Source organism: Bordetella tumulicola (assembly GCF_054779135.1).
Map to the genome: position 1 here is coordinate 71915 of NZ_BAAGYU010000011.1, position 24702 is coordinate 96616.

Sequence of the window (24702 nt, forward strand, 5' to 3'; positions counted from 1 at the left end):
CAGTCACTTGTCATTACAGTCTAGCCTGCCATTTATCGGCCCATTGGGACGAGCCGATGGGGTCATCGGGCACGCGTAGCCCACTCAAATAATGTACAAGCAGGCTGAAGAAGAGGATCTCAAACAAATGAAACATAAAGCGAAATTGATGTGCACGGCACTGGCTGCCAGCGTGTTTTTGGCAGGTTGCAGCGGTATGAATGCCGACAGCCTGCTCTCCGCTGGCTCGAACTTGGCATCGGCCGTCAGCCTGTCGGACACCGAGATTGTTCAGTTGTCGGATGCGGCATGCAAGGATAGTGATAAGTCGTCAAAGATCGCACCAGCCGGTAACAAATACTCCAAGCGCCTGACCAAGATCATGAAGGGCTTTGGCAACATGGACCTTAACGGCCAGAAGATCAACTACAAGGTTTACCTGACCGAGGACGTCAACGCCTGGGCCATGGGCAACGGCTGCGTGCGCGTTTATAGCGGCCTGATGGACTTGATGAATGACAACGAATTGCGTGGCGTGATCGGTCACGAAATGGGTCACGTGGCCCTGGGTCACACCAAGAAAGCCATGCAAACCGCTTACGCGGTGGCCGCTGCACGCGATGCCGCAAATGCCTCGGGCAACAACATTGCGACCGCTCTGAACTCGTCGCAACTGGGTGATATGACCGAAGCGTTCATTAACGCGCAGTTCTCGCAATCGCAGGAAACCTCGGCGGATGATTATTCGTTTGATCTGCTGACCGAGAAGAAAATGAACCGCGAAGGCCTGGTGACGGCTTTCCAGAAACTGGCCGAGCTTGATGGCGGCGAGAGCAGCATGTTCAGCTCGCACCCGTCCTCGCCCGACCGTGCGGCACATATGCAGGAACGTATCGACGCCAGCAAGTAAACCGCTGAGTTGGACTCGCACGCGTTAATCGCGCGGGGCGGATGTTTGGGTTCGGATGACCCAAACTCCGCCCCGTTTTTCGTGGTGGTTCAGGGTCAAGGTGTTGGCTATAGCGGTAGATCGTCGGCGGCCTTCGTTTGCCGATCTGCGAACGTATCGATAACCCTTTTATCTATGCACGAATTTTTTTCGTGAATTTCGTAGAATTTATATCGTTTTGAGGATTGATGGCCCAGGCTTTGTAATGCGTGCTGGTTTTTATCTTTACTCACACATTCATTGCCCAAGCTCATGAGTCTTATCGGATACCGTGTTCTTCCCCAGCCTGAACCGGCTGTTTCCTCTGACGTCCTGGCCAATTTCGCGGCGGTTGGTTCGGCGCAGATCAGCGATTGTATGAATCGCCTGTATGGCGTGATCGGATTGCGTCCCTTGCATGCGCAGGCGCGCCGTATGGTGGGCCGCGCGCTGACGGTCAAGGCCCGTCCCGGGGACAATCTGATGATTCACAAAGCGATCTCGCTTGCCAAGGCAGGTGATGTGATCGTTGTCGACGGTGGTGGTGATACCAACAATGCGTTGGTCGGCGAGTTGATGATGATGGACGCTCGCGCGCGTGGAGTAGTGGGGTTTGTCATTGATGGGGCGGTCAGGGACGCTGACGTTTTCGCGCAAGAAGATTTCGGTTGTTTTGCGCGTGGCGTGACACACCGCGGCCCCTACAAAGAAGGTCCAGGCGAGATCAATGTACCGGTGTCGGTGGGCGGTCAGGTTGTGTTTCCTGGCGACGTGGTGGTAGGTGATGCCGATGGTGTCGTCGTGATTCCGGCCGCACATGCCGAGGCCGTTTTGGCCTTGGCGCTGAAGAAAGAGGCCGACGAAACCTCGATCAAGGAAAAACTGAATACCGGTACCTATACCAAGCCCTGGATAGACCGGATCATTGCGCAGAAGTCGGGGGCTGTGTAATGAGCATCATCGCTGACAAAATCAAACGCATCAAACTGTCGCCCAGTGTCGCTGCCCGAGCCATTATTGCCGAGCTGCGCGAGCAAGGCCGCCGCATCATTGATCTGACCGTGGGCGAGCCGGATTTCATGACGCCTGAGCATATTCGTCTGGCTGCGACGGCGGCGATGAACCGTGGCGAGACCAAGTATCCACCGGCCCAGGGGACGGTGGCCCTGCGCAAGGCCGCCGGTGTACGGTTGCTGGAAGAAACGGGCGTGGCGTATCCGGCGTCCCGTATCATCGTCAGCACGGGAGCCAAGCAGGTGATTTTCAATGGCCTGGCGGCGACCTTGAATGAGGGCGATGAGGTGATCATCCCGGCGCCGTTCTGGGTTTCGTACCCGGATATGGTGCTTGTCAATGGCGGTGTGCCGGTGATCGCGGAAACAGCACCGGAAACTGATTACAAGCTGACGCCCGAGGCGCTGGAGCGTGTCATTACACCGCGCACCAAGTGGCTGATGCTCAATGCACCCAGTAATCCGACGGGCGCGGTCTATCGCCGCGAGGAACTGCGTGCTTTGGCCGATGTGCTGGTGCGTCATCCTCATGTCTGGTTGATGACCGACGATATCTATGCTCGGCTGAATTTCTCGGGCAGTGCCACGATACATCCGCTGCAGGCTGCGCCGGAGTTGACCGATCGCGCCTTGGTTGTCAACGGCGTGTCGAAGGCTTATGCCATGACGGGCTGGCGTATCGGTTATGGTGCCGGACCTGACGAGTTGATCAAGGCGATGGCGATTTTGCAGTCGCAAAGCACGTCGGGTGCATCGTCCGTCAGTCAGGCGGCGGCATTGGAGGCATTGGCGGGTCCGCAGGATTGCGTCGCCGAGTTTGCCCAGGTGTTCCGCGAGCGCCGCGATACGGCATTGGCAGTCCTGACGGGCACGTCGGGTTTGCGAATTGTCGAGCCGCAAGGGGCGTTCTACGTGTTCCCGGATTGTCGAGGCTTGCTCGGCAAGCGAGCCCCGACAGGCGAAGTTATCAACACGGATACCGAATTGACGCACTACTTGTTGCGTGAGGCGGGCGTTGCCGTGATTGATGGCCATGCCTACGGCGCACCGGGTACATTCCGCTTGTCCTTCGCGGCATCGCTGGACGATATCCGCCAGGGTTGTTCGGCGATTCGTGCCGCTTGCGAAAAGCTTGTTTAAGCCAGATTGATGGCGGCTGGGCGCTGCGCGCAGTTCTCCCATCAGTATTGGATTTTTTTCACCACAACTAATTATCAAAAGGGGCAATCAATGATACGTAGAACCGTTTTGGCCGCATTCCTGGCGTGCGCTACCCTGGCCGGCGTGTCGGCACAGGCAGATCAGCTTGACGAGGTCAAAGCAAAGGGCGAACTCTTGTGCGGTACGTTGGGTACGTCTCAGCCGTTTAGCTTTCAAGACGCGTCGACGCGCCAGCTAGTGGGCTACGACGTTGATATTTGCAAGCTAGTCGCTGACAAGCTGGGCGTGAAGGTGCAATACAAGTTGTTGTCGGTGGCCGCGCGTGTCCCTGAGTTGAGCGAAGGCCGCGTCGATATTCTGGCAGCCAACCTGGGTTATTCGTCCGAACGTGCAGAGCAGATTGCATTTAGCAATGCCTACTATGTCAGTCCGCAAAAGTTGCTGGTGCGCGCGGACTCGGGTTTTAACACGATCGAGTCGTTGAACGGACGTCGTATTGCCGCGACCAAGGGTTCTAGCTCCGAGCGCGAAATCAAGCGCATCCTGGACAAATCCAAAGTCCTGGGATTCAGTGATAGTTCGGCGGCGTATTTGGCCTTGCAACAAAAGAAAGTTGACGCACAGTTCGCGTCGGAATTGGTGCTCGTTCGCCTGGTCCTGCAAAGCCCGCCCACCGCGCCGGTCAGTGTGGTGGAAAAGCCGGTGTTCAGCGAATCATGGGGCCTGGGCATCAAGAAATCTGAAACCCGCTTCCTGGAGGCTGTGAATCAGGTGCTGGACGAAGCCGAAACCTCGGGCGAAGCCGCCAAACTGTTCGAGAAATGGTTCGGCGCGGAAACGCCCTATAAGCTCAAGCGCGATTTCAAAATCGGTCCGATCGCAGGCTGATCCGCCGTTGTGCAATGCGCGGGTCGCAGTGACGTGCGGCCCGCATCTGTGTGAGCACTGCGTTCGGCGTGCGTTGTCTCCCGGTTAAAACGGTTGGCCGCGGTACGCCACTAGAGAGAGTGTCGTTTTATGGGTTTTCTCGAACCAATTTATCTATATCAACTGCTCGATGGCATGCTCACCACCGTGCAACTGTTCCTGGTTGCCTGGGTGATGGCATTCACGATTGCCGTCCTGTTGGTGGTGGTGCGTACGACCGATTTTGCTCCGTGTCGCTGGTTCGTCGACGCTTACGTCGAATACCACCGTAATGTGCCGCTTCTGGTGCAGGTCCTGTTCTGGTATTTCGGTATGCCTGAACTGCTGCCCGAAGGCGTGCGGGATTGGCTCTATGAACACAATGCTGAGTTGTCGCTGGCCGCGATTGCGTTGGCATTAGGGTCTGCCGCGTACATTGCGGAAGACATCCGTAGCGGGTTGCGTTCCATTCCCGGGACACAGTTCGAGTCGGCGCGCGCGCTGGGCTGCAGCTATCTGCAATGCATGCGATTTGTGATTGTGCCGCAAGCGCTGCGCGCGGCGATTCCACCGTTGATCGGCCGGGCGTTGCTGCTGTTCAAGAACACGAGCGTGGCGATGGCCATCGGTGTGGTCGAACTGACCTATCAGGCCAGAGAAATCGAAAACGAAACTTATCGGACCTTTGCGACGTTTGGCGCCGCCACGGTGATGTATCTGTTGGGCTCGTTCTGCATCATGTTTATCGGTTCGCACATTTATTCGCGCTACGTGCCCACTCGTAGGAGCCATCATGCTTGAGGTGATTGCTCAATACTGGCCGACGTTTCTGGTCGGACAATATCCGAATGGGCCGCTTGGTGGTCTGGCCTTGACCTTGATTTTGGCGATGTGCGGCCTGGCCCTGTCTTTGCCGTTGGCCTTGTTGATCGCGTTGGCGCGTGTAAGTCCGATTTCCTGGTTGCGTCGCGCGAGCGCCGTGCTGGTGAATGTCGTGCGCGGAATGCCTTTGCTGATGCTGATTTTCTGGGCCTATTTCGTCATTCCCAAACTGACCGGCGAGGTCGTTAGTGGCTTTTGGACGCTGCTGTGCGCACTGGTGCTGTATGAAAGTGCCTATCTCTCTGAGGTGATTCGTTCAGGGATTGAGGCGATCCCACGCGGACAAACCGAGGCATCGCGGTCTTTGGGGGTGGGTTATTGGACGACGATGCGCAAGGTCGTGTTGCCTCAAGCGTTGGTGAATGTGCTGCCCAGCATGACGAGCCAGTTTGTTTCCACCATTAAGGAAACCTCATTGGGTTACGTCATCAGTGTGAACGAACTCACGTTTGCCGCCAACCAGGTCAATAACCTGGTTTTGACCAAGCCGCTACAGGTATTCGGCATTCTGGCGATTATGTACTTTCTGCTGTGCTTCAGCCTGAGTCGTGGGATGAATTGGGTGGATCGAAGAGTGCGTCGCGCGCGTGCGATGGCCTAACGTATTGAAGGCATGTTCATGATAAAGCTCGAAAAAGTTAACAAGTGGTACGGTGCAAACCATGTGCTGAAAGATGTCGATCTGGACGTTGCACGCGGCGAGGTTGTCGTCGTTTGCGGGCCCTCCGGGTCTGGCAAGTCGACCCTGATCCGGACGATCAACCGATTGGAGCCCATTGAAAAAGGCACCATCCTGGTCGACGGCCAGGATGTCTATGCCAAGGGAGCCAATCTCAATCAGCTGCGCCAAAAGATTGGCTTCGTGTTCCAGCAGTTCAATCTGTTTCCGCACATGAGCGTTCTGGACAACGTCGTGTTTGCGCCCGTGAATATCCAGAAGCGTCCTCGCAAGCAAGCAGCGGAGCTCGCTCATGCATTGCTGGAGCGTGTCGGTCTCGCGCACAAAATCGATGCCTATCCGGGAGCGCTTTCCGGCGGACAACAGCAACGGGTGGCGATCGCACGGGCCTTGGCTTTGCAGCCGCCGGTGATGTTGTTCGATGAGCCCACCAGCGCACTCGATCCGGAAATGGTTGGCGAAGTCTTGCAGGTGATGAAGTCTCTGGCCAAAGACGGCATGACGATGGTGTGTGTGACGCACGAAATGGGGTTTGCCCGTGACGTCTGCGATCGGGTGATTTTTATGGATGCCGGGGAAATCCTCGAGAGCGGCTCACCGGCGGACTTTTTTAGCGCGCCGGCACATCCGCGTGCTCAGCGCTTTCTCAGCGATATTCTGCACCCGAGAGGATGAGTAATCCATCTGGGGGGGATGGTATGGTGGTGGTTCCCAGATATTTGGCGCCCACCGCGATGTATACCCTGAAGCAACTTGAGGCGTTCTACTGGAGCGCGCAGCTTGGCAGTTTCAGCGCGTCGTCCAAAAAACTGCACACCACTCAATCAGCCGTGGCCAAACGGGTGGGTGAACTCGAGTCGTTTACCGGTGCGCCACTGTTTGAACGGCGAGCCAAACGGCTTTCGCTGACGCAGCACGGCCGTCGATTGTTCGATCTGGCCAACGAGATGTTGGAGTTGAACAGTCGCATCGTGCGAAGCATGGCCGACGCCGCCAGCGTCGAAGGCGTCGTGCGTCTGGGGGTCACAGAACTGGTGGGTATGACATGGCTGGCCCGGTTGATCAGTCAGATCAGCCAAGACTATCCGCGTGTGCAGCTCATGCCAGAGATCGATGGCGGCATCACACTGTACGAGCGTCTGGAGCAAGGCCAGCTGGATCTCGCCATCATGCCCGGGCCGTTTTGGAGCTATCAGTACGATTGTGTTCATCTGGGGGCAGTAACGAATGTCTGGATGGCCAGCCCACGACTGGACATCGCGGCGTCGACGCCGCTAACGCCGCATGATTTAGCCCCGTACCCGGTGATTTCCCAGCCCACCAATTCAGCCTTGTCGCATTTGTACGATGCGTGGTTTGTCGAACAGGGCCTATCCGTTAAACGGGTGCTGACGTGCAATAGCTTGGGCATGATGGCTCAGTTAACAATGCTTGGGCTCGGAATCAGTTACTTGCCGGGGGCGTATTTCGCGCCGCTGGTTGAGCGTGGCCTATTGCGACAGCTTGATGTGCAGCCTGATCTGCCGACCATCAATTACTACGCGGTGTACAAAAAACATCTCGTGAATCCTGTCGCTGCGACCGTGATCGACATTGCTCGCCAGGAATGCGCGTTCGAGGTGGCGGGTGCATTCTTGCCACATGTGCCTTTGCACGATGGCTAGGATTGTCCCCGGCGGTCTACGGCGTGAGCCGGTTCGTTTACGGCAGGTTTTCCCTGAAAATCACATCCGTGCGCGTCGCCTCTACGCCCGAGAGCATGCTGCGATGATCGCGTAGGTTCGCAAAAATCCGGATGCTGTTCAGGATGGTGGTCAATGGGCTTTGATTGATGACCGCATCCATGCTGCCGTCAATCAGCAGCGCACGGGTCTCGGGCGTCAAGCCATGTCCGATGAACGCGATATCGTGCTGGCGTCCACATTCTTTCAATGCCTGTCCGATGCCTTCGGAGCCGCTGCCTATGTTGTAAATGGCCGCCAGGTCGGGGTGCTCTTTCAGCAGAGCCTGGGTTTGTCGATAGTTGGTCTGCGGGTCGTCATAACCCTCGCGCAGTCCCACGACACGCATGTCGGGGTATTGCTCGGTAAACAGGTGTAGAAATCCCGCTTCGCGCTCTTCGTGGGCGCGGTAGTCAAGCGAGCCGGCCAATAGGGCGACTTTGGCACGCCGCTGAGGATCGTGGTGGGGGCCACCACCCTGGGCGGGGCGCAGAAAACGACCGATCAAATGCGCCGCCGTGCGTCCGGCGGCACGATTATCCAGACCCACATACGCGTTGCGTTGAGAGTGGGACAGATCGGAGACCAGCGTGACGGTGGGAATCCCGTGATTGGCGAGGTCCGCGACCGCTTCGCGGACTTTGGGGTGCTCCAGCGCCATGAACGCGACCCCGTCGCATTGTTTGCCGCGCCGCAACATCAATCGTGTGAGTGCATCGGGGTCGAAGCTTTCGACCGCTGCGACCCGACAGCTGACGTTATAGGGCGCCCAATGTTCTTGGGAATGCTTGACCCATTCACCCAGCATCCATAAAAAGCGGCTGCTGCGGCTGGGCAAGATGAAGAGCAGGCGCATGGGCGGCGGCGCCATGGCGGCATACAGCTCGGCCTGAGGCAGGTATTGCAGCTCCGCCGCGGCTTTCAGGACACGTTGCAACGTCGCCTGACGGACGCCAGATCGATGGTGCAGTGCACGATCCACTGTCGCGGCGGACACACCAGCGAGCCGCGCAATATCAATCACGGTGGGTAAGGCCTTAGGCATGTTCTCCCTGTGCTCCTGCCTAAATACAAGGCCTATACGTTACACGTACTATTGAGGGTTACCTCAAAACCCATCAAAAAACTTGCTTGAAGAATTGCCGCGCGCGCTTCTATCCTACGCCCCTCTGCAACTGCGCCGTCGTGCGCGCAGATCAATAACAAGTCAGGTGGAGCCGGCGCCTTCAAGGCGGGCCGGTCGGAGATTCTCAATATCGTCGGTAACGCCGACTAGCTTGTACACAGGAGACAGTGTCATGACGAACAATAAAGCCTTCACGCGCCGTAGCGCGTTGCGCACTTTGGCAGGCCTGCCGCTGGCGGCCATGGTCAGCATGCCTCGTTTGGCCAGTAGTGCGCAGGCCGAGTATGTATTCAAGTACGGCAACAACCTGCCAGTCAGTCACCCGCTGAACATTCGCTCGCAAGAAGCCGCCGCCCGTATCGCCAAGGAAAGCAATGGCCGTATGGAAGTGCGCTTGTTTCCGAACAACCAGTTGGGCGGCGACACCGACATGCTGGCGCAAGTGCGCAGCGGCGGTCTCGAAATGTTCAACGCCGGGACCATGGTGATTGCTACCTTGACACCGATTAGCGCGATTACCGCGGTCGGTTTTGCATTCGAGAACGATCAGGAAGTCTGGAAGGCCGTCGACGGCGAACTGGGCAACCGTGTCCGTGCAGCCTTTGCCAAGGTGGGTCTGCATACGCTGGACAAGATGTGGGATAACGGCTTTCGCCAAGTGACGAGTAGCGCGGGTCCGATCAAGACCGCGGCGGACCTGGACGGAATCAAGATCCGCGTGCCGGTCAGCCCGATGGCGATCTCGTTGTTCAAGGCCTTGCAGGCCGCGCCGACCAGCTTGCAGTTCAGCGAGGTGTACTCCGCCTTGCAGACCAAGGTGGTGGATGCACAGGAAAACCCGTTGGTGATCTTGCAGACCGCGAAGCTGTTCGAGGTACAGAAGTATTGTTCACTGACCAACCATAGCTGGGACGGTTACCACTTGGTGATCAATGGTCGTGCCTGGCGTGGTCTGCCGGATGACTTGAAGGCGATTTACACCAACGCGTTTAACGACGCTGGCCTGCAGCAGCGTGCCGATTTGGCCGAGCTCAATAAGACCTTGCAAGCGGACCTTACCGAAAAAGGTATGGTCTTCAATGCCACTGAAACCGCCAGCTTCCGCGAGCAATTGCGCAAGGCGGGTTTCTATGCCGAATGGAAGAAGAAGTTTGGCGACGAAGCCTGGGCCTTGTTGGAAGCGTCTGTCGGTAAGGTGTCCTAATGAATTCGGGCCACGATAGTCAGGCCGCGGTCGGGGTCGCGCCGCCCGCGGAAAGTCTGGTTTCGGCAGCGACAGCGGCCACTGCACCCATCTCGGTTCGGCCAGGTGGAGGTCTGTTGGCCTGGCTCGACCGCGCGTTGGGCGTCGTGTCGGAATGGCCTGCCGCCCTGCTGGTGTTGGCGGAGGTCGCTGTGTTGTTGTCGGGCGTCGTGGCCCGTTATGTGTTGCATGAGCCCATCATCTGGACGGATGAGCTCGCATCGATCATGTTCCTGTGGTTGTCGATGCTGGGGGCGGTGATCGCGCTGCGTCGCGGCGCGCATATGCGCATGACGGCATTTGTCAGCAAGAGCAAACCCGAGACGAGGGCGTTTCTGGAGACCTTTGCACTGGCGGCCGCATTGGTGTTTCTGGTCTTGTTGATGCCGCATGCCTGGGAATACGCGATCGAGGAAATGATCATCGTCACGCCGGCGATGGAGGTCAGTAATGCGTGGCGTGCGTTCGCATTGCCGACGGGAACGTTGCTGATGCTGTTCGTGTGCGTGGTGCGCTTGCTGCGCACCGAGCACACGCGTCAAGTGGTTCCCGCCTTGCTGACGGCCGCGGCGATCGCGATCGTGTTCTGGCTGGCCGGGCCGTGGTTGATGTCACTGGGCAAACTGAATCTATTGATTTTCTTTGCGGGTGTGGTGGGTGCGTGCGTGTTTGCCGGTGTGCCCATTGCGTTTTCTTTTGCGCTGGCGACGTTTGGCTTCCTTGCCCTGACGACGCGTACTCCCATGGTGGTGATGGTAGGGCGTTTGGACGAGGGCATGTCGCACTTGATGTTGTTGGCGGTGCCGTTGTTTGTGCTGTTGGGCATGCTGATCGAAATGACCGGCATGGCGCGCGCCATGGTGCAGTTCCTCGCCAGCCTGCTGGGTCATGTGCGTGGCGGGCTGAACTATGTGTTGATTGGCGGTATGTACCTGGTGTCGGGAATCTCTGGCTCTAAAACCGCGGATATGGCCGCGATTGCCCCGGTGTTGCTGCCCGAAATGAAAAAGCGCGGCGCGAAACCGGGTGACCTGATCGCACTGCTGTCGACCACGGGTGCACAAACCGAAACGATTCCACCGTCTATTGTGCTGATCACCATTGGTTCGGTGACGGGTGTGTCCATCGCCGCGTTGTTTACGGGCGGCCTGCTGCCGGGCCTGGTGCTGGGCCTGGCACTGTGCGTGATCGTGTGGTGGCGCTATCGCCACGAAGATCTGAGCGCGGTGCCGCGTGTGTCGCGCAAGCTGATAGGTAAAACATTCGTGGTCGCGTTGCCGGCGCTGGCCTTGCCGTTTGTGATTCGTGCCGCCGTGGTCGAAGGCGTCGCGACGGCGACAGAGGTCTCGACGATCGGTATTGCGTACGCCGTGCTGGCGGGGCTGTTGATGTATCGCCAGTTCGATTGGCCGCGCTTGCCGGGCATCCTGATTGAAACCGCGACCTTGTCCGGCGCCATCTTGTTCATCATCGGCTGCGCGACGGCGATGGCCTGGGCACTCACGCAATCGGGCTTTGCCCATGATCTGGCGGAGACCATGGCCAATTTGCCTGGCGGAAAATTCACCTTTATGGCGGTGTCGCTGGTCGCATTCATTGTGCTGGGCAGCGTGCTCGAAGGCATTCCCGCGATCGTGTTGTTCGGACCGCTGATGTTTCCCATCGCGCGCGAGGTAGGTATCCACGAGGTGCAGTACGCCATGGTGGTCATTCTGGCCATGGGCGTGGGCCTGTTCGCACCACCGTTCGGCGTGGGCTACTACGGCGCTTGTGCAGTGGGCAAGGTCGATCCCAACGAAGGTATCGGTCCAATCTGGGGATATATGGCCGCCCTGATCGTGGGCTTGATTCTAGTGGCCGCGATCCCCTGGATCTCCATCGGTTTCCTGTAAGTCTCATCTTCTTTTTTCGTACTTTTGCACGGGAGCATTGTCATGAGCCGTTTCCTCGGCCAGATCCGCCAGTTGGGCTATGTGGTGCCTGACATCGAGGCCGCTATGGACTACTGGGGCAAGACGCTGGGCGTCGGTCCGTGGTTCTATAACCCGCGCGTACCCATCGTGAATTACCAATACGACGACCAGTCGTATGAACCGCATAATTCGGTTGCCCTGGCGAACTCGGGTTTTGTGCAGGTCGAGTTGATTCAGACACGTAATGACGTGCCGTCGATGTATCGCGATTTCTTGCAAGCGGGCCGCACGGGGTTGCAGCACGTGGCCTATTGGACCGAGGACTACGATGCGGATCTGGAACGCCTGTTGAAACAGGGTTTCAAGCCGAAAATGAGCGGCGAGGTCGGTGAGCGCGGTCGCTTTATCTATTTCAATACTGAATACCATCCCGGTACGGTGATCGAGTTGTCGGAAGTGGCGGGCGCGAAAGGCCGCATGTTCCAGCAGATCCGCGAAGCGTCCGAAGGTTGGGACGGCAGCGATCTGATTCGTCCGTTTCCCGATCTGGGGGCGCAATGAGCAGTGAGCGCATCCTCGCCAGTTACGTCATCGAGACGCCGCTGGACCCCGCCAAAGTCGCTGAAGTCATGGCGGGCGAGCAGTCTTGCGGCACGTTTACGCGTGTCGCGGGCGAGACGGATGATCTGCGCGCCCGTGCGCGCGCAACGGTAACGTCGGTTCAGTTGCTGGATGAGGTGGACACCCCCAGCCTGCCTAACGCGCTGCTCGAGCGTCGCCAGCAGCGCGGTCCGTGGCGTCGTGCGCGTATCGACATCGCCTTTCCACCGGCAAATATCGGGGCGAATCTGCCGACGTTGGCCAGCACGGTAGCGGGTAATTTGTACGATCTGGGCGAGGTTACGGGCCTGCGTCTGGAAACGTTGCAGGTACCGGCATCGTATCGTTCACGTTTTGATTTTCCGCGTGTCGGGATCGACGGCACGCGTCGCGCCACCGGCGTCGCGACAGGCGTGCTGGTCGGGACGATCATCAAGCCCAATGTCGGGTTTTCGGCTGAACAGACGGCCGAATTGGTTGCGCAGCTATGCGCCGCTGGCGTGGATTTCATCAAGGACGATGAGGTCTGCGCGGATCCGGAGCATGCCCCGTTAGCGCAGCGTGTGCCGGCTGTGATGCGTGTAGTGCGCGAGCACGCGGAACGCACTGGCAAGAAGGTCATGGTGGCTTTCAATATCACCGACGAAACGGATGCCATGCGACGCCACGCCGACCTGGTCGAGCGCGAGGAGGGTACGTGTGTGATGGCGAGCATGAATGCCTGCGGGTATTCCGCGATTCAAACCTTGCGTCGCCATACGTCGCTGGCGCTGCACGGCCATCGCAACGGCTTCGGCGCCTTGTCGCGCCATCCGTTGCTGGGCATGGGTTATCAGGCCTACCAGACGCTGTGGCGACTGGCGGGTGTGGATCATATGCATGTACACGGGTTGCAAGGGAAGTTTTCGCAGTCTGATGAAGAGGTGATCTCGGGCGCCCGAGATTGCTATACACCGCTGGCGGCGGGGCTGGATCGTGCCGATACCGTGATGCCGGCGTTTTCGTCGGGACAGTGGGCGGGTACGGTGCCTGCCACCTGGAATGCCATTGCTCGCGACGACTTGTTGTTCATGGCGGGCGGCGGCATTCTGGCTCATCCCGATGGTCCGGCCGCGGGGGTGACTAGCATCCGTCAGGCATGGCAGGCCGTGAGTCGTGGTACGGATCTGGCGGACGCCGCGCGGCAAGCGCCTGAGTTGGCGCGGGCGTTGGCATTTTTCGGATCAAAATGAGTGTGGCTTCGCCTCGCCTGGCGTATTACGGCGACGATTTCACGGGTGCGACGGATGCACTCGCGACGGCAACGCGGGCGGGTTTGCGTAGCCTGCTGTTTTTCGGTGTGCCGACGGCAGCGCAGTTGGCGCAAGTCGGTCCGCTGGATTGCCTGGGCATTGCGGGGGCGACGCGTGCCATGGCGCCTGACGCGATGCGCACAACCCTGAAACCCGTGGCCGAGTTCTTTCGGACACTCGCTCCCCGCGTGGTGCACTACAAGGTGTGCTCCACCTTTGATAGTGCGCTGCACGTCGGCAATATTGCCGTCGCCATGGAGATGCTAGGGCGTGCGGTCGATCAGGATAAGCCGTTCATCATCGGTGGCCAGCCTAGCCTGGGTCGGTTCTGTGTGTTCGGGCAATTGTTCGCGGCGGCGGATGGCGAAGTGCGTCGCATCGACCGACACCCCACGATGAGCAAGCATCCCGTCACGCCGATGAACGAGGCGGATCTGCGTTGTCATTTTGCCAACTTGGGGGCAGGGCACGTTGAGAGCATCGACATACGGTCGTGTGCTCAAGGCGCGCAAGCGATGGCGGCACGTATGTTGGCCGTGTGGAATAGTGGGGCGGATGCGGTGCTATTCGACGTCGCGGCGTCTGAGCATTTAGAAGCGATTGGTGCGGTGTTGGCTCGCGCATCGTCGACGGAGTCTTTACTGGCAGTGGGCGCGAGCAGCGTGACGGAAGCGCTAGGCGCGCAGTGGGGCGATGCGGCATCTCGGGCTTTGACTGCATTTGATACGTTTGAGGCGGCGCAGGGGCCGGTGTTGTTGCTGGCGGGTAGTTTGTCGCCGATGACGGCACGGCAAATACAGGCCGCGACGTCGTATCGCAAGATTTGTCTGGATCCCGTGCGTTTGGCTGGCAACGATGCGGCTTATCAAGAAGCGATCACGGCGGAGTTGGCCGGGTTGTTACGCGAGGGACATCACGTGCTGGCCTGGATGGATAACGCCCAAGGCGAGCGCACGGGGGGGGTCCAAAGTCAGGCGCTGGCGAGCGCGGGCGGACGTTTGCTGGATGCGGTGTTGCGTCGTGCGCCCGTTAAGCGTTTTGGCGTTGCGGGCGGGGATAGCTCCAGTTTGGCGATGCAGGCGTTGGATGCGTGGGGGTTGTCGCATGTGGCGCGGATGCAGCCTGGGGTTGCATTGTGTCGATTGCATAGCGATGTGCCTGCGTTCGATGGCATGGAGGTCATGCTCAAGGGGGGGCAGATGGGGGCTGAGGATTTGTTTGAGCGGCTTTTGTTTGGCGCGTGAGGGTTATCGCTGTTGACACGTCTCGGCGGGTCTCGCGGGCTATCGGCCCGGACCTGGTCGTTCGGCTCAGGCGCAAACCATGCGCCTGATGTCCCCTGCGGGGACTTCCCTCTCTCCAACAGGTCCGGGCCGATAGCCCGCGAGACCCGCCGAGACTGCAGCAGGGAGTTGCCTTTGGTGCTGTTCTTGCCCGGAGGACTACTTAAATCGTTTGGCTAGGGCTCTGGCGCCATCGGTCAGGATGGCGATGTCGCCGCCGACGGCGACAAAGGTGATGCCCATTTCTACGTGGCGTCGGGATTCCTCTTCGTCCAGGCTGAGGATGCCCGAGGGTTTGCCGGCGGCGGCTAGCCGTTTGACGGCATCGGCGATGGCGGCTTGGACTTCGGGGTGGCCGGGTTGACCGAGGAATCCCATTGAGGCGGACAGGTCGGATGGGCCGATGAAGATGCCATCAATGCCCTCGACGGCGGCGATTTCATCGAGGTTGTCGAGGGCCTGTTGGGATTCGATTTGAACGAGCAGGCAAATCCGGTCGTTGGCCTTTTGTAGATAGTCGGGTTGCGCGCCGAATTGCGATACGCGGGCTAAGCGTGCGCCGACGCCGCGCACGCCATGCGGCGGGTAGCGCACGGCTTGTACGAGCTCGCGTGCTTGGTCGGCCGTCTCCACCATGGGGATCAGCAGGTTGGTGGCGCCCATGTCCAGCAATTGTTTGATCATCCACGTTTCGCCGATGGGTGGGCGGACCACGGCATGGCTGGGGTAGGGGGCGACGGCCTGTAATTGACCCAGGATGGCGGTGAGGTCGTTGGGCGAGTGTTCGCCATCGATGAGTAGCCAGTCGAAACCGCAGGCGGCGCACATTTCTGCGGTGTAGGGGTTGGCCATGGACACCCACAGGCCGATTTGGCGCTGGCGGTTTTGTAATGCTTGTTTAAATGCGTTGTCAGTTGCCATGATTAGTCCAGTTTGACGCCAGTGAGTTCGACCAGATGCTGCCACTTGGTGACTTCCTTTTGTTGGAATTCTTTGAATTCGCTGGGCGTTACGTTGGTGAGTTCCAGTCCGACGTCGTCCGCCATTTTTTTCATGGCGGGGCCTTGGATGTACGCGTTGATGGTTTGATTGAGTTTGGCCACGACGTCAGGTGGGGTGTTTTTGGGGGCGAAGACGGCATACCACGTTACCAGACCATGGTCGTCGAAGTCATCTTCGCTGGTGGCGGCGGTGTCGGGGGCAAACCCGGCACGCTTTTTGTCCGCGACGGCTACCAGGTTGACGCGGTCGGCCTTGATTTGGGTGAGCGATGGCCCGGCATCTTCAAAGGCGTACGACACGCGACCGCTGATCAAGTCGGTCATCAGGCTGCTTACGTCCTTGTACAGCACGGTTTCCACCTGGATGTCCTTGCTCTTCTTGAGCAGTTCGACGAATACGCGCGAGGTAGTGTTGCTGGAGCCAAAGTTCACTTTGCCGGGGTTGGCTTTCGCTTCGGCGACGATCTCGTTCAGTGTTTTGCCCTTGGCCTCTTTGCTGGCGAGGACGACCATCGGGCGCTTGGCGACGATGGCGATGGGTTCGAAGTCGGCGAGTGGGTCGTAGGGCAACTTGCTGTACAGGCTGGCGTTGGCGGCCATGGGGCCGCTGGTGGCGACCAGCAGTGTGTGGCCATCGGGTTCGCTGTTGGCGACGAACGATGCGCCGATGATGCCGCCTGCACCGGGCTTGTTGGCGACTGCCGCCGGTTGGCCCAATTCCTCGCTCAGGCCTTGAGCGACCATGCGCGCGATCGCGTCGGTGCCCGAGCCCGCGCCGAATGGCACGACGATGGTGATCGGCTGGTCTGGATAGGCGGCGTGTGCTGCAGGGTTCGCCAATGCGCCTATCAGAATGCCCAGGCTCAGTCTGGCGCAGCGGGTCAAATGTGTGGATAGTTTCATGGTTGTCTCTCCTGTGTTGTTATTGCGTTGAAATCGTGGGGCCCGCATCTTGTGCGGTCGCGCGACGCATGGCGCGGCGGTATTTCTGGTTGTAGTTGGTGCCGCGATGCATGGTGCAGCGGTTGTCCCAGATAACAAGATCATTGGCACGCCAACGATGGCGATAGATGAATTGCGGCTGTGTGGCAAAGGCCATCAGTTTGTGCAGCAGCGCGCGACTGGCTTGGTCGTCCATGTTCTCGATCGCTTTGATATGAGAGGCCAGGTAGAGCGACCGACGACCGTTGTAAGCGTTGTTGCGCACCAGTACCTGTCGGACGGGGGGTTGGCGTGCCCGCCACTCATCGGGGATGACTTGCGCCTCCATGCCCAGCAGGCTGCGCGAGTGGAAATAGTCGTGAATGGCAATCAGGTCCTGGATCTGGACCTGTGTATCAGCGTCCAGCGCATCCCAGGCCGCGCGCATGTCGGCGAATTCGGTGGCGCCTCCTACTGGGGGCACTTCTTGTGCGCTCAGTAACGAGGCGCTGGCCGGGGTGGATTTGAACGAACTGTCGGTGTGCCATAGCTGGTTGCCCAGCAATACCAATCGGCGAATGTCGGTGTCATTCATCAACTCGCCGGTCTCGTCCAGGTTGGAAATGTCGGATAACTGCGCATGCCCCAGGCGTCGTTGTTTTTTGTCGCTGGCGGTATAGGTACCGACCGAGGTTTCCAGCGGGCCGTAGATTTGCGCGACGCGTAGTTGCTGCTCCTCGTTGAGCGGTTGGTCCGGAAGAACTAATACCGCGTATTGATCGAGGGCGGCCCGCAGGGCCTGCTCCTGTTCGGGTGCAAGGGGTTGGGTCAGATCGATCCCGACGATCTCTGCCACGAAGTCGTCGGCCACCGGCGCGATGTCCAGCATTAGGGAATCTCCTTAGGTTTTCTGGTCAGAAAGTGATTTATTATTTCGACTGTAGAAAATAATTTCTTCTATAGAAAATCGTAAGGGATATCGCCGTGTCTCAACATCAGGGATTACCCAAGGGCAGCGACTTGTTCGTTGAGGCTTTCGCTCGCGGGCTGGCGGTGATTCGCGCCTTTGGCCCCAACAGCCAGGCGTTGACGCTGTCCGAGGTGGCTGAGCGAGCGGGGGTCACGCCCGCCGGGGCACGGCGTCTGCTGCATACCCTGGTGACGCTGGGTTATGCGCGGATTGACGGACGCACGTTTTCACTGACTCCCGCCGTGCTGGATATCGGCTATTCCTATTTGAATTCGTTGTCGCTGCGCGAAGTGGCGCTGCCCTATCTGGAGCAGTTTGCGCGCGATCACGGCGAGATATGTTCGTTGTCCGTGCTGGACAAGGACGACATTATTTATGTGGCCCGTGCCGAGATCCGCAGCCCCTCGGCACGACGACTGATCACGGGTGAGCGCTTGCCGGCACATGCGACATCCACGGGGCATGTGCTGTTGGCCCAGCTCCAGGCAGACGAGCTGAATGCTTTCCTTGCCCGGGCGCCTTTTGATCGCTTGACGCCGCACACGTTGGTCGACGCCGATGATTTGCGCGCGGCGATACGCACCGCGCAGGAGTGCGGTTATGCGTTGGCCAGTCAGCATTTTGAATTAGGTGTCTGCGCGCTGGCAGTGCCTGTCCACAATCGCGAAGGCCAACTCGTGGCGGCATTGACGACCAGCCTTAATCAAGCCAAGCATCCGCCGGAAGGGGTTGTCCCTCACTTTTTGCCGAGTTTGCAGCGATTGGCCCGGGACATCAGTGCGGGGCTGACATGACTAAGATTCCGGCGCCGTCTGTGAATCGCATTCTGCAAACGACTGTGCGTCTACTTAATCTTCGATGACTTCGTGCGTGCCGGCATTGCCGGCACGCCAGTAGCTGGCGGCCCGAATGCGGGATTTGTCGATGCCGCGTTCTTGTACGAGATATTGCCGTATGTCGCGGATGGCGGTGGACTCGCCTGCGGCCCAGATATAGCCGTTACCGTCGGGTAATGTCAGTTGGCGAACGGCACGTTCCAGCGCTGACATGACACCCGTTGAGGTCGATATTGGCGGGGCTGAATCGGCAGCGTCGTCTACCCATTGAATCGTGGCGTCGGTTCGTGTGGGTAACTCGATGCGAGCGTCGGAGGTGTGGGTCTGGATGATGGCGAGCACGCGCTTGCCGGCCGGCAGTTCTTCGAGGCGGCGAGAGATGGCGGGCAGGGCAGTTTCGTCGCCGATCAGCAGATGCCAATCGAAGTCATGCGGAATGATGAATGACCCGCGCGGGCCCGCGATGCCCAGGTGTTGGCCAGGCTGGGCTTGGGCCGCCCATCGGCCGGCCGGGCCGTGGTCGTGCAGGACGAAATCGATGTCGAGTTCGTTGGTGCCGACGTTGTAGCAGCGCGGGGTGTAGTCGCGAGCTGCGGGACGTGGCATGTCTTGGGGAAATTCAGGGCCTTTGGGGCCGATGATGGGGATGACAGGCAGGGCGTCGCCTTCGGGCAGGAAGATTTTGACGTGGTCATCAAACGATGCAGAGAGAAAGTCTGCCAGGTCGTCGCCCGTGAGGGTGATGCGCACCATATGCGGGCTCAAGGGACGTACGCGGCGGACTTGCAGCAAGCGGGCTTTCAAGGGGTGTCGGACTTTTTGTACGGCGTAGCGGTCGGTGGTGGAGTGATCCATGAATATCCTTGTGGTGGGGCGTCAGGCGGAGGTCGCGCGGGGTGTGTCACAGGCCTCGGGCGTCTTGCCCAGAATCTCGGCGGTGGCGCGTTGCAGGATGGCGACGATGCGGCGTTGTTCAGCCTCGTCGGCGCCAGAGCGGCGCAGGAGGGCTTCGCGCAGGGCGTGGCGGGCCTGGACATATTCGCGTAGCCAGCCGCTGGCGTTGACGGCATCGGTGTCGTTCGCGTCGCCTTGCCAAGCCTGCTTCATCCAGGCCATTTTGCGGGCGGCGTGCTGCAGGCTGGCGAGCAGTAGCTCGGCATGGTCGCGCTGGGTATCCAAATGAGCGCGACCAGTGCGGGCCAGGTGATAGCACTTGCGGTTGCCCTGGGCCTGGACGGTGGTGTAGTCGAGCTCCTCTAGATACGTGAGCGCGGGGTAGATGACACCGGGGCTGGGGCTGTAATAGCCGTTGGAGCGAGTTTCGAATTCCTTGATCAGCTCGTAGCCGTGGCGGGCCTGCTCCTCCAGCAGGGCCAGCAACATGAGTTGCAGGTCGCCGGCACTGAACTTGCGGCCGCGCATCATGCCGGCGCCATCACTGCCCGCGCGATGGCGATCGTCCAAGCTATCTGGAGATGGGAGGCGAGAACGCGGATGCTCTGGGTGCATAAGGCCTTCTTTGTATCTTAAGATATATCGTACGATACAAAGAAGGTCGACAGCCTGTCAAGCCGCGCGCAGGATCAGTGGTCGGGGTCGGTGCGCGGTGAGCCGGCGTGGGCGAAGTTGCGCTCCAGGACATCGAGGGCATGGGTTAAGGCCTGGATGTCCTGGCTGGACAGGTCTTGCAAGGCATCTTCAAAGAATGCCGCCCGGCGTGGCAGTGCCTCGTCGACGACGGCCTGGCCCGTCGGGGTCAGGGAGACGTTGGTGACGCGGTTATCGTTTTGGTCGGCGCTGCGGGTGATCCAGCCTTGTTGTTGCATGGCTTGCAGCAAGCGAGTCAATGAGGCGGGGTCCAGGCGGCAATTCTCCGCCAGCATTTTTTGTGAGCACTGGCCGTATTCATGTAACGTGAACAAAATACGCCAGCGTGGCATGGCGTGCCCTACACGGCCGCTGAATGCGGCCAGCATGGTTCGGTAGACTTGGCCTAGCTGTTGAACGACTTGCAGGCCTTGTTGTTGTTTGGGCAAAGCGGTGTCTCCTACTGCGGCGTCAGCGACCGGTGGGTTGGGGCGGATGGTGCCAGGGATGGCAGTGAGGTCTTGAGGGTCGTCAGCTAACCGGTCCTTGTTTTAATTGTGCCACCGTGTCCGCCAGGGCGGCGTGCCAACGTGTTTTCTGGTCATCGGAAACAAAGCTGGCATCGAAGCTGTTTTTCGCCAATTCAACGGCATGGCGGGCATCCAGCGTCGGTAGGGCGCCGAACATTTCCAGGAAATTCTGATTCAGGTATCCGCCGAAATAGGCCGGATCATCGGAATTCACTGTCACGCAAAGACCCGCTTCGAGCAGGGTCATGACGTTGTGGTCGGCCATCGTATCAAATACACGTAGCTTGATATTTGACAGTGGGCAGACAGTGAGTGGGATGCGTTCACGCACGAGTCGTTCGACCAATTGCGGGTCTTCGACGCAGCGCACGCCGTGATCGATACGTTCTACGCCTAGCAGATCAAGCGCGTCGCGGATGTAGCTGGCGGGGCCTTCTTCGCCGGCGTGGGCTACGATGCGCAAGCCCAACTCTCGGCACCGGGCAAAGACGCGTGCGAATTTTTCGGGGGGATTGCCTCGTTCACTGCTATCCAGGCCAATACCAATGAAGTGCTCGCGATGCGGCAAGGCTTGTTCCAGCGTCTGAAAGGCATCGACTTCGCTCAGGTGGCGCAGAAAACAGAGGATCAGCGCGCTGCTGATACCGAGTTCGTCGCGTGCCGTATCACAGCCACGTTTTAGGCCATGAATGACGGTTTCGATTGAAATGCCTCGGGCGGTATGCGTCTGGGGGTCGAAGAACAGCTCGGCGTGCACGATATGGTCAGCTGCCGCACGGTGAAAGTACGCCATGGCCATGTCATGGAAGTCTTGTTCGTGCAGCAGCACGCTGGCCCCGGCGTAATAAATATCCAGAAAGCTTTGCAGATCGGTAAACGCGTAGGCGGTGCGTAGAGCTTGGACGCTATCATAGGGCAGCGTGACACCATTGCGCTGGGCCAGGGCAAAGATCAGTTCGGGCTCTAATGTGCCCTCGATATGCACGTGCAACTCGGCTTTAGGCATGGTGCGCAGCAATTCCGGGAGTCGCTGGCGAGGGAATTCAGTAAGTGTATGCATATTAAGAGCCGTATTTATCAGTAAGTTAGCGCGGTTTCCGGTCTCTGGTTTGTTACCATATTGCCACGCCGCGGACTCGAGGCGGCTAGCGTCACGCCATTACCTTACCGGATGGCGGGCGGTTACTCTTATTTTCCCAGTCGAGGTACCCTCGGGGCGGCAATGAAAACGTGGTTCAAGCGCATAGTGATAGGCCTGGTGGTGTTGGTTCTTGTGGCCGTCGTCGGCCTGGCCATCTTTTTGCTCACGTTCGACCCCAACGCCTATAAATACAAGTTGGAAGAACTCGTCCAAGAGCGTTATCACCGCACGTTGGCGATTGATGGCGAGATTGAGCTGTCGTTGTTCCCGCGTATCGGGTTGGCTGTGCAGGGGGTGTCATTGTCCGAGGCCAATAGCGCGGATCCCTTTGCCTCTATCGAAAGCATGCGGTTGGCGGTGGCTGTCTGGCCGCTGCTGTCGAGCAATCTGGTGGTGGACCATGTCGCGATCAACGGATTCAAAGTCCGGGTGGCGCGCAATAAATCCGGCCGCCTGAATTTCGAAGACCTGGTGGGCACCGGTGTGGTTACCACTGACAAGCCTGCTGGCGCCGGCGAGACGGCGGCAGGGGCAATGGCCGGCGCGGCCAGAGCGTTGGCCACGGGTGGTGCGTCGGCCCCTGCCACCATGCAGATTGATATCGCCGGGCTGGATCTGCAGTCGGGCGAAGTGCAGATCCAGGACGAAATCTCGGGCATGGCCGTCGCCGTCACCAATCTGACGGCCAATACGGGCCGCGTCACGTACAAACAGCCGTTCGATGTGACCCTGTCCGCGCATGTCGAGGGTGGCAATCCTCGCATGGATGCCAATCTGACGGGACAGGGCTTGCTGATGCTGGATCCGTTGGCCCAGCGGTTTTCCGCACAAAAGCTCGATATGCGCATGGACGGCAATGTGTTGGGCACCGAAGCCAAGAGTCTGAGCGCGCGCGGCAATCTGGCCTTCAACGGCGCGACCTCGTCCCTGGACGTCAATGGCCTGGAAATCCTGTTCCAGGGCGATGTGCCGGATCCGGCCACCCCGATGAAAAACGTCGAGGCGAGTCTGACGGTGCCCAAGCTGGCGCTGGACCCGCACAAGCTGCAATTGCAAACCGACAAGCTTGCCTTGCGCGCCAAGGGCTCCTTGCCGGGCGGACCATTTGAGCTGGCGGCCGATGCGCCAGCGCTGAATATTTCTCCGAGCGAAGCCACGGGTCAGGCGTTGACGGGCCGGGTGCGTTTGCAAGGCCTGGATGCCAGTTTTGGGTTAAATGGCATTAGCGGTAATGCCAGCGAGCTGGATATCAAGGAAGTGAAATTCGACAGTACGTTGACGCAGGGTGACAGGGTGGTCAAGGCGGTCTTCAGCTCGCCCGCCACATTTAACCTTTGGCAGCGTGCCATCAGCTTGTCGGCGCTGCGCGGCGAATTCAATATCACCGACCCGGGCCTGCCCAAGGGCAGCTTGCAGATTCCGGTGATCGGCAGCATGAACGCCAACCTGCAAAACGACCAGGCCGGCGCCAAGATCAACGCGGTGCTCGAGGGCGGCAAGTTCGACCTGACGGCCGACGTCAAGCAATTAACCAAGGTGCCTGATATCACGTTCGCCTTGGCGGTCGACACGCTGGATCTGGACAAGCTCGCACCGCCCATCGTGACGCCCGCCAAGGCCCCTGCTGGCGATGGCAAACAAGACGATCCCAACAAGTCGCCGGAGACTGGCCAGACTGCCGACGCCACGACCGATAGTTCGTTCGATTTGTCGGCACTGGTGGGGCCGACGGCCAATGGCACGATCAAGATCGGCCAACTGGTGGTGCGCGGCCTGAAAGCCAGCGACCTGTCGGCCAAAATCAAGCTCGACAAAGGTAAGCTCGATGTGTCGGCACTGACGGCCGCGCTGTACAACGGCAAGCTGGGCGGCACTCTGTCTGTCGACGCAGCCAAGGGGAACGCAATCGCGACCAAAATGAGCCTGGCCGGGATATCGATTGGTCCCTTGTTGACCGATCTGTTGAAAAAATCGGTTTTGACCGGCACGGGCAGCGTTGCGCTGGATTTGAAAACTGCGGGCTCGAATTCGTATGCGTTGACCACAGGTTTGAATGGCGGCATGCAACTGCGGTTACGTGACGGCGCCGTGAGCGGCATCAATGTGGCACAGACGTTGCGCGAACTCAAGGCTGCCTTCAAAGGTGAGGCACAAGATCCTGCGCTGGCCGCCGATCAGACTCGCCATACCGACTTTACCTCGCTTGAGGCTGATCTGGTCTTTACCAAGGGCATTGCGACGGCCAAACGCCTGGACATGGCATCGCCCTTGTTGCGCGTCTCTCAGGGCGATCCGGCAGCGATCGATTTTGTGAGAAGCGCGCTGAATTTCGTGGCCAAAGTACGGGTAGTCAACACCAGCACTGGCCAGGATGGCAAACACCTGGAGGAACTGAAAGGCATCACCATTCCGGTGCTGATCAGCGGCTCATTCGACAAACCCGTCTACACCATACAGTGGCGCGGCGCGGCGACAGAGGCGCTTAAAAAAGGCCTGGAAAAGAAAATCGAGGACGCTGTCATCGAAAAGCTGCACGATGAAAAATTCGTCCCCAAGATTAACGATGCCCTGAAAGGGATTTTGAGAAAATGAGCACGTCCGCCTATCAGCCTATCGCCCAGTGCGGTGAAACGCGGCAACAGCAGGCCCAGGATTACCATCAGCGCTGGTTGGTCAGCAACGATGCCGGGACATGGCTAGATCGTTCATTGTGCCCGCGATTGGCAGAGATTTCGGTCGAACTGCGTTTGGGCTATCTCGTGATGAAGGCACCGGGTATGCTGCGCTTGGATATCCCGCTGGACGTCATCGAAGACGATGACAGCGTGCGCTATCAGATCCGCATTGGCGAACAGGTGGTCGATGTCGTCGATGAGGGCGACCTGGCGGCAGCCTGGGTGTCTAATTTTTTGCAGATTCCGTGTCGTTTGCTCAAGGTGCATCCGGACATGGCGTCCGTGAACTGGCCTGCATGACTCGCCCACGGGCGT

At 59.1% G+C, this 24702-nt stretch carries 24 protein-coding genes; 16 read left to right on the forward strand and 8 right to left on the reverse strand.

All coding sequences use genetic code 11. The features are described 5' to 3' along the window. The first annotated feature begins 148 nt into the window (after positions 1-148). The 8 genes from loiP to ACYVDM_RS22540 all read left to right on the forward strand — a co-directional run bounded on the left by loiP (position 149) and on the right by ACYVDM_RS22540 (position 7212). On the forward strand, positions 149-889 hold the full coding sequence (gene loiP, locus ACYVDM_RS22505) for a metalloprotease LoiP (RefSeq protein WP_415790318.1): 741 nt from the start codon (positions 149-151) through the stop codon (positions 887-889). Between the two features lie 291 nt (positions 890-1180). Then, positions 1181-1858, forward strand: a complete 678-nt coding sequence (locus ACYVDM_RS22510) for an RraA family protein (RefSeq protein WP_415789788.1) — start codon at positions 1181-1183, stop codon at positions 1856-1858. Beyond that, entirely contained in the window at positions 1858-3060 is a 1203-nt protein-coding gene (locus ACYVDM_RS22515) for an aminotransferase class I/II-fold pyridoxal phosphate-dependent enzyme (RefSeq protein ID WP_415789790.1), read from the forward strand. Before ACYVDM_RS22510 ends, ACYVDM_RS22515 begins: the two co-directional genes overlap by 1 nt. A gap of 90 nt (positions 3061-3150) precedes the next feature. Continuing rightward, entirely contained in the window at positions 3151-3969 is an 819-nt protein-coding gene (locus ACYVDM_RS22520; RefSeq protein ID WP_415789792.1) for an ABC transporter substrate-binding protein, read from the forward strand. Positions 3970-4098: 129 nt separating this feature from the next. After that, the gene (locus ACYVDM_RS22525) at positions 4099-4788 is read left to right on the forward strand and encodes an amino acid ABC transporter permease (RefSeq protein ID WP_415789793.1); all 690 of its coding nucleotides are present in this window, start codon (positions 4099-4101) and stop codon (positions 4786-4788) included. Next, on the forward strand, positions 4781-5470 hold the full coding sequence (locus ACYVDM_RS22530; protein WP_415789794.1) for an amino acid ABC transporter permease: 690 nt from the start codon (positions 4781-4783) through the stop codon (positions 5468-5470). Before ACYVDM_RS22525 ends, ACYVDM_RS22530 begins: the two co-directional genes overlap by 8 nt. Positions 5471-5488: 18 nt before the next feature. Further along, complete coding sequence (locus ACYVDM_RS22535; protein WP_415789798.1) at positions 5489-6223, forward strand: amino acid ABC transporter ATP-binding protein; 735 nt, start codon at positions 5489-5491, stop codon at positions 6221-6223. A 59-nt stretch (positions 6224-6282) separates the two neighbouring features. After that, on the forward strand, positions 6283-7212 hold the full coding sequence (locus ACYVDM_RS22540; RefSeq protein ID WP_415790320.1) for a LysR family transcriptional regulator: 930 nt from the start codon (positions 6283-6285) through the stop codon (positions 7210-7212). A 37-nt stretch (positions 7213-7249) separates the two neighbouring features. Here the strand turns inward: ACYVDM_RS22540 and ACYVDM_RS22545 are convergent, their stop codons facing one another. After that, entirely contained in the window at positions 7250-8314 is a 1065-nt protein-coding gene (locus tag ACYVDM_RS22545; protein ID WP_415789800.1) for a LacI family DNA-binding transcriptional regulator, read from the reverse strand. A 253-nt stretch (positions 8315-8567) separates the two neighbouring features. Between ACYVDM_RS22545 and ACYVDM_RS22550 the strand changes: the two genes are divergently transcribed. From ACYVDM_RS22550 to ACYVDM_RS22570, 5 genes are read left to right on the forward strand one after another with little or no spacing between them, the layout of a single operon-like run. After that, the gene (locus ACYVDM_RS22550) at positions 8568-9599 is read left to right on the forward strand and encodes a TRAP transporter substrate-binding protein (RefSeq protein ID WP_415789802.1); all 1032 of its coding nucleotides are present in this window, start codon (positions 8568-8570) and stop codon (positions 9597-9599) included. Beyond that, complete coding sequence (locus ACYVDM_RS22555; RefSeq protein WP_415789804.1) at positions 9599-11530, forward strand: TRAP transporter large permease; 1932 nt, start codon at positions 9599-9601, stop codon at positions 11528-11530. Before ACYVDM_RS22550 ends, ACYVDM_RS22555 begins: the two co-directional genes overlap by 1 nt. 42 nt (positions 11531-11572) lie before the next feature. Beyond that, positions 11573-12112 carry a VOC family protein gene (locus tag ACYVDM_RS22560; RefSeq protein WP_415789806.1) on the forward strand — a complete coding sequence of 180 codons (540 nt, stop codon included), beginning with the start codon at positions 11573-11575 and terminating at the stop codon, positions 12110-12112. Beyond that, the gene (locus tag ACYVDM_RS22565) at positions 12109-13383 is read left to right on the forward strand and encodes a ribulose-bisphosphate carboxylase large subunit family protein (protein WP_415789808.1); all 1275 of its coding nucleotides are present in this window, start codon (positions 12109-12111) and stop codon (positions 13381-13383) included. Before ACYVDM_RS22560 ends, ACYVDM_RS22565 begins: the two co-directional genes overlap by 4 nt. After that, positions 13380-14687 (forward strand): four-carbon acid sugar kinase family protein, encoded by a 1308-nt coding sequence (locus tag ACYVDM_RS22570; RefSeq protein WP_415789810.1) that lies wholly within the window; start codon positions 13380-13382, stop codon positions 14685-14687. Before ACYVDM_RS22565 ends, ACYVDM_RS22570 begins: the two co-directional genes overlap by 4 nt. Positions 14688-14885: 198 nt before the next feature. Here the strand turns inward: ACYVDM_RS22570 and hpaI are convergent, their stop codons facing one another. Genes hpaI through ACYVDM_RS22585 form a run of 3 tightly spaced genes read right to left on the reverse strand, consistent with a single transcriptional unit; the run spans position 14886 to position 17537 of the window. Then, positions 14886-15647: a 4-hydroxy-2-oxoheptanedioate aldolase gene (hpaI, locus tag ACYVDM_RS22575; protein WP_415789812.1), complete on the reverse strand. Its 762-nt coding sequence runs from the start codon at positions 15645-15647 to the stop codon at positions 14886-14888. A 2-nt stretch (positions 15648-15649) separates the two neighbouring features. Continuing rightward, positions 15650-16630, reverse strand: a complete 981-nt coding sequence (locus ACYVDM_RS22580) for a Bug family tripartite tricarboxylate transporter substrate binding protein (RefSeq protein ID WP_415789814.1) — start codon at positions 16628-16630, stop codon at positions 15650-15652. 19 nt (positions 16631-16649) lie between these two features. Next, the gene (locus tag ACYVDM_RS22585; RefSeq protein ID WP_415789816.1) at positions 16650-17537 is read right to left on the reverse strand and encodes a TauD/TfdA dioxygenase family protein; all 888 of its coding nucleotides are present in this window, start codon (positions 17535-17537) and stop codon (positions 16650-16652) included. Between the two features lie 95 nt (positions 17538-17632). On the opposite strand from ACYVDM_RS22585, the gene ACYVDM_RS22590 reads away from it, so the two are divergent. Next, positions 17633-18412 (forward strand): IclR family transcriptional regulator domain-containing protein, encoded by a 780-nt coding sequence (locus tag ACYVDM_RS22590; RefSeq protein ID WP_415789818.1) that lies wholly within the window; start codon positions 17633-17635, stop codon positions 18410-18412. Positions 18413-18466: 54 nt separating this feature from the next. On the opposite strand, the gene ACYVDM_RS22595 is transcribed toward ACYVDM_RS22590, so the two are convergent. From ACYVDM_RS22595 to ACYVDM_RS22610, 4 genes are all read right to left on the reverse strand, one after another. Beyond that, complete coding sequence (locus ACYVDM_RS22595) at positions 18467-19309, reverse strand: siderophore-interacting protein (protein ID WP_460475476.1); 843 nt, start codon at positions 19307-19309, stop codon at positions 18467-18469. Between the two features lie 21 nt (positions 19310-19330). Then, on the reverse strand, positions 19331-19879 hold the full coding sequence (locus ACYVDM_RS22600; RefSeq protein WP_415790322.1) for a PadR family transcriptional regulator: 549 nt from the start codon (positions 19877-19879) through the stop codon (positions 19331-19333). Between the two features lie 158 nt (positions 19880-20037). Further along, positions 20038-20490, reverse strand: a complete 453-nt coding sequence (locus tag ACYVDM_RS22605) for a MarR family winged helix-turn-helix transcriptional regulator (protein ID WP_415789820.1) — start codon at positions 20488-20490, stop codon at positions 20038-20040. Between the two features lie 82 nt (positions 20491-20572). Continuing rightward, on the reverse strand, positions 20573-21631 hold the full coding sequence (locus ACYVDM_RS22610) for an adenosine deaminase (protein WP_415789822.1): 1059 nt from the start codon (positions 21629-21631) through the stop codon (positions 20573-20575). Between the two features lie 162 nt (positions 21632-21793). On the opposite strand from ACYVDM_RS22610, the gene ACYVDM_RS22615 reads away from it, so the two are divergent. Both ACYVDM_RS22615 and ACYVDM_RS22620 read left to right on the forward strand, forming a co-directional pair. After that, positions 21794-24304: an AsmA family protein gene (locus tag ACYVDM_RS22615; protein ID WP_415789824.1), complete on the forward strand. Its 2511-nt coding sequence runs from the start codon at positions 21794-21796 to the stop codon at positions 24302-24304. Continuing rightward, entirely contained in the window at positions 24301-24687 is a 387-nt protein-coding gene (locus ACYVDM_RS22620; protein WP_415789826.1) for an MOSC N-terminal beta barrel domain-containing protein, read from the forward strand. The genes ACYVDM_RS22615 and ACYVDM_RS22620 overlap by 4 nt, the downstream gene beginning before the upstream one ends. The last annotated feature ends 15 nt before the right edge of the window (positions 24688-24702 follow it).

Coding starts and splice junctions, on each gene's coding strand:
- ACYVDM_RS22525 (WP_415789793.1), top strand. CDS start 4,099: ATGGGTTTTCTCGAACCAATTTATCTATATCAACTGCTCGATGGCATG.
- ACYVDM_RS22545 (WP_415789800.1), bottom strand. CDS start 8,314: ATGCCTAAGGCCTTACCCACCGTGATTGATATTGCGCGGCTCGCTGGT.
- ACYVDM_RS22580 (WP_415789814.1), bottom strand. CDS start 16,630: ATGAAACTATCCACACATTTGACCCGCTGCGCCAGACTGAGCCTGGGC.
- ACYVDM_RS22540 (WP_415790320.1), top strand. CDS start 6,283: ATGTATACCCTGAAGCAACTTGAGGCGTTCTACTGGAGCGCGCAGCTT.
- ACYVDM_RS22600 (WP_415790322.1), bottom strand. CDS start 19,879: ATGATGCGCGGCCGCAAGTTCAGTGCCGGCGACCTGCAACTCATGTTG.
- ACYVDM_RS22535 (WP_415789798.1), top strand. CDS start 5,489: ATGATAAAGCTCGAAAAAGTTAACAAGTGGTACGGTGCAAACCATGTG.
- ACYVDM_RS22610 (WP_415789822.1), bottom strand. CDS start 21,631: ATGCATACACTTACTGAATTCCCTCGCCAGCGACTCCCGGAATTGCTG.
- ACYVDM_RS22585 (WP_415789816.1), bottom strand. CDS start 17,537: ATGCTGGACATCGCGCCGGTGGCCGACGACTTCGTGGCAGAGATCGTC.
- ACYVDM_RS22570 (WP_415789810.1), top strand. CDS start 13,380: ATGAGTGTGGCTTCGCCTCGCCTGGCGTATTACGGCGACGATTTCACG.
- ACYVDM_RS22615 (WP_415789824.1), top strand. CDS start 21,794: ATGAAAACGTGGTTCAAGCGCATAGTGATAGGCCTGGTGGTGTTGGTT.
- ACYVDM_RS22550 (WP_415789802.1), top strand. CDS start 8,568: ATGACGAACAATAAAGCCTTCACGCGCCGTAGCGCGTTGCGCACTTTG.
- loiP (WP_415790318.1), top strand. CDS start 149: ATGTGCACGGCACTGGCTGCCAGCGTGTTTTTGGCAGGTTGCAGCGGT.
- ACYVDM_RS22620 (WP_415789826.1), top strand. CDS start 24,301: ATGAGCACGTCCGCCTATCAGCCTATCGCCCAGTGCGGTGAAACGCGG.
- hpaI (WP_415789812.1), bottom strand. CDS start 15,647: ATGGCAACTGACAACGCATTTAAACAAGCATTACAAAACCGCCAGCGC.
- ACYVDM_RS22530 (WP_415789794.1), top strand. CDS start 4,781: ATGCTTGAGGTGATTGCTCAATACTGGCCGACGTTTCTGGTCGGACAA.
- ACYVDM_RS22560 (WP_415789806.1), top strand. CDS start 11,573: ATGAGCCGTTTCCTCGGCCAGATCCGCCAGTTGGGCTATGTGGTGCCT.
- ACYVDM_RS22595 (WP_460475476.1), bottom strand. CDS start 19,309: ATGGATCACTCCACCACCGACCGCTACGCCGTACAAAAAGTCCGACAC.
- ACYVDM_RS22565 (WP_415789808.1), top strand. CDS start 12,109: ATGAGCAGTGAGCGCATCCTCGCCAGTTACGTCATCGAGACGCCGCTG.
- ACYVDM_RS22515 (WP_415789790.1), top strand. CDS start 1,858: ATGAGCATCATCGCTGACAAAATCAAACGCATCAAACTGTCGCCCAGT.
- ACYVDM_RS22555 (WP_415789804.1), top strand. CDS start 9,599: ATGAATTCGGGCCACGATAGTCAGGCCGCGGTCGGGGTCGCGCCGCCC.
- ACYVDM_RS22520 (WP_415789792.1), top strand. CDS start 3,151: ATGATACGTAGAACCGTTTTGGCCGCATTCCTGGCGTGCGCTACCCTG.
- ACYVDM_RS22510 (WP_415789788.1), top strand. CDS start 1,181: ATGAGTCTTATCGGATACCGTGTTCTTCCCCAGCCTGAACCGGCTGTT.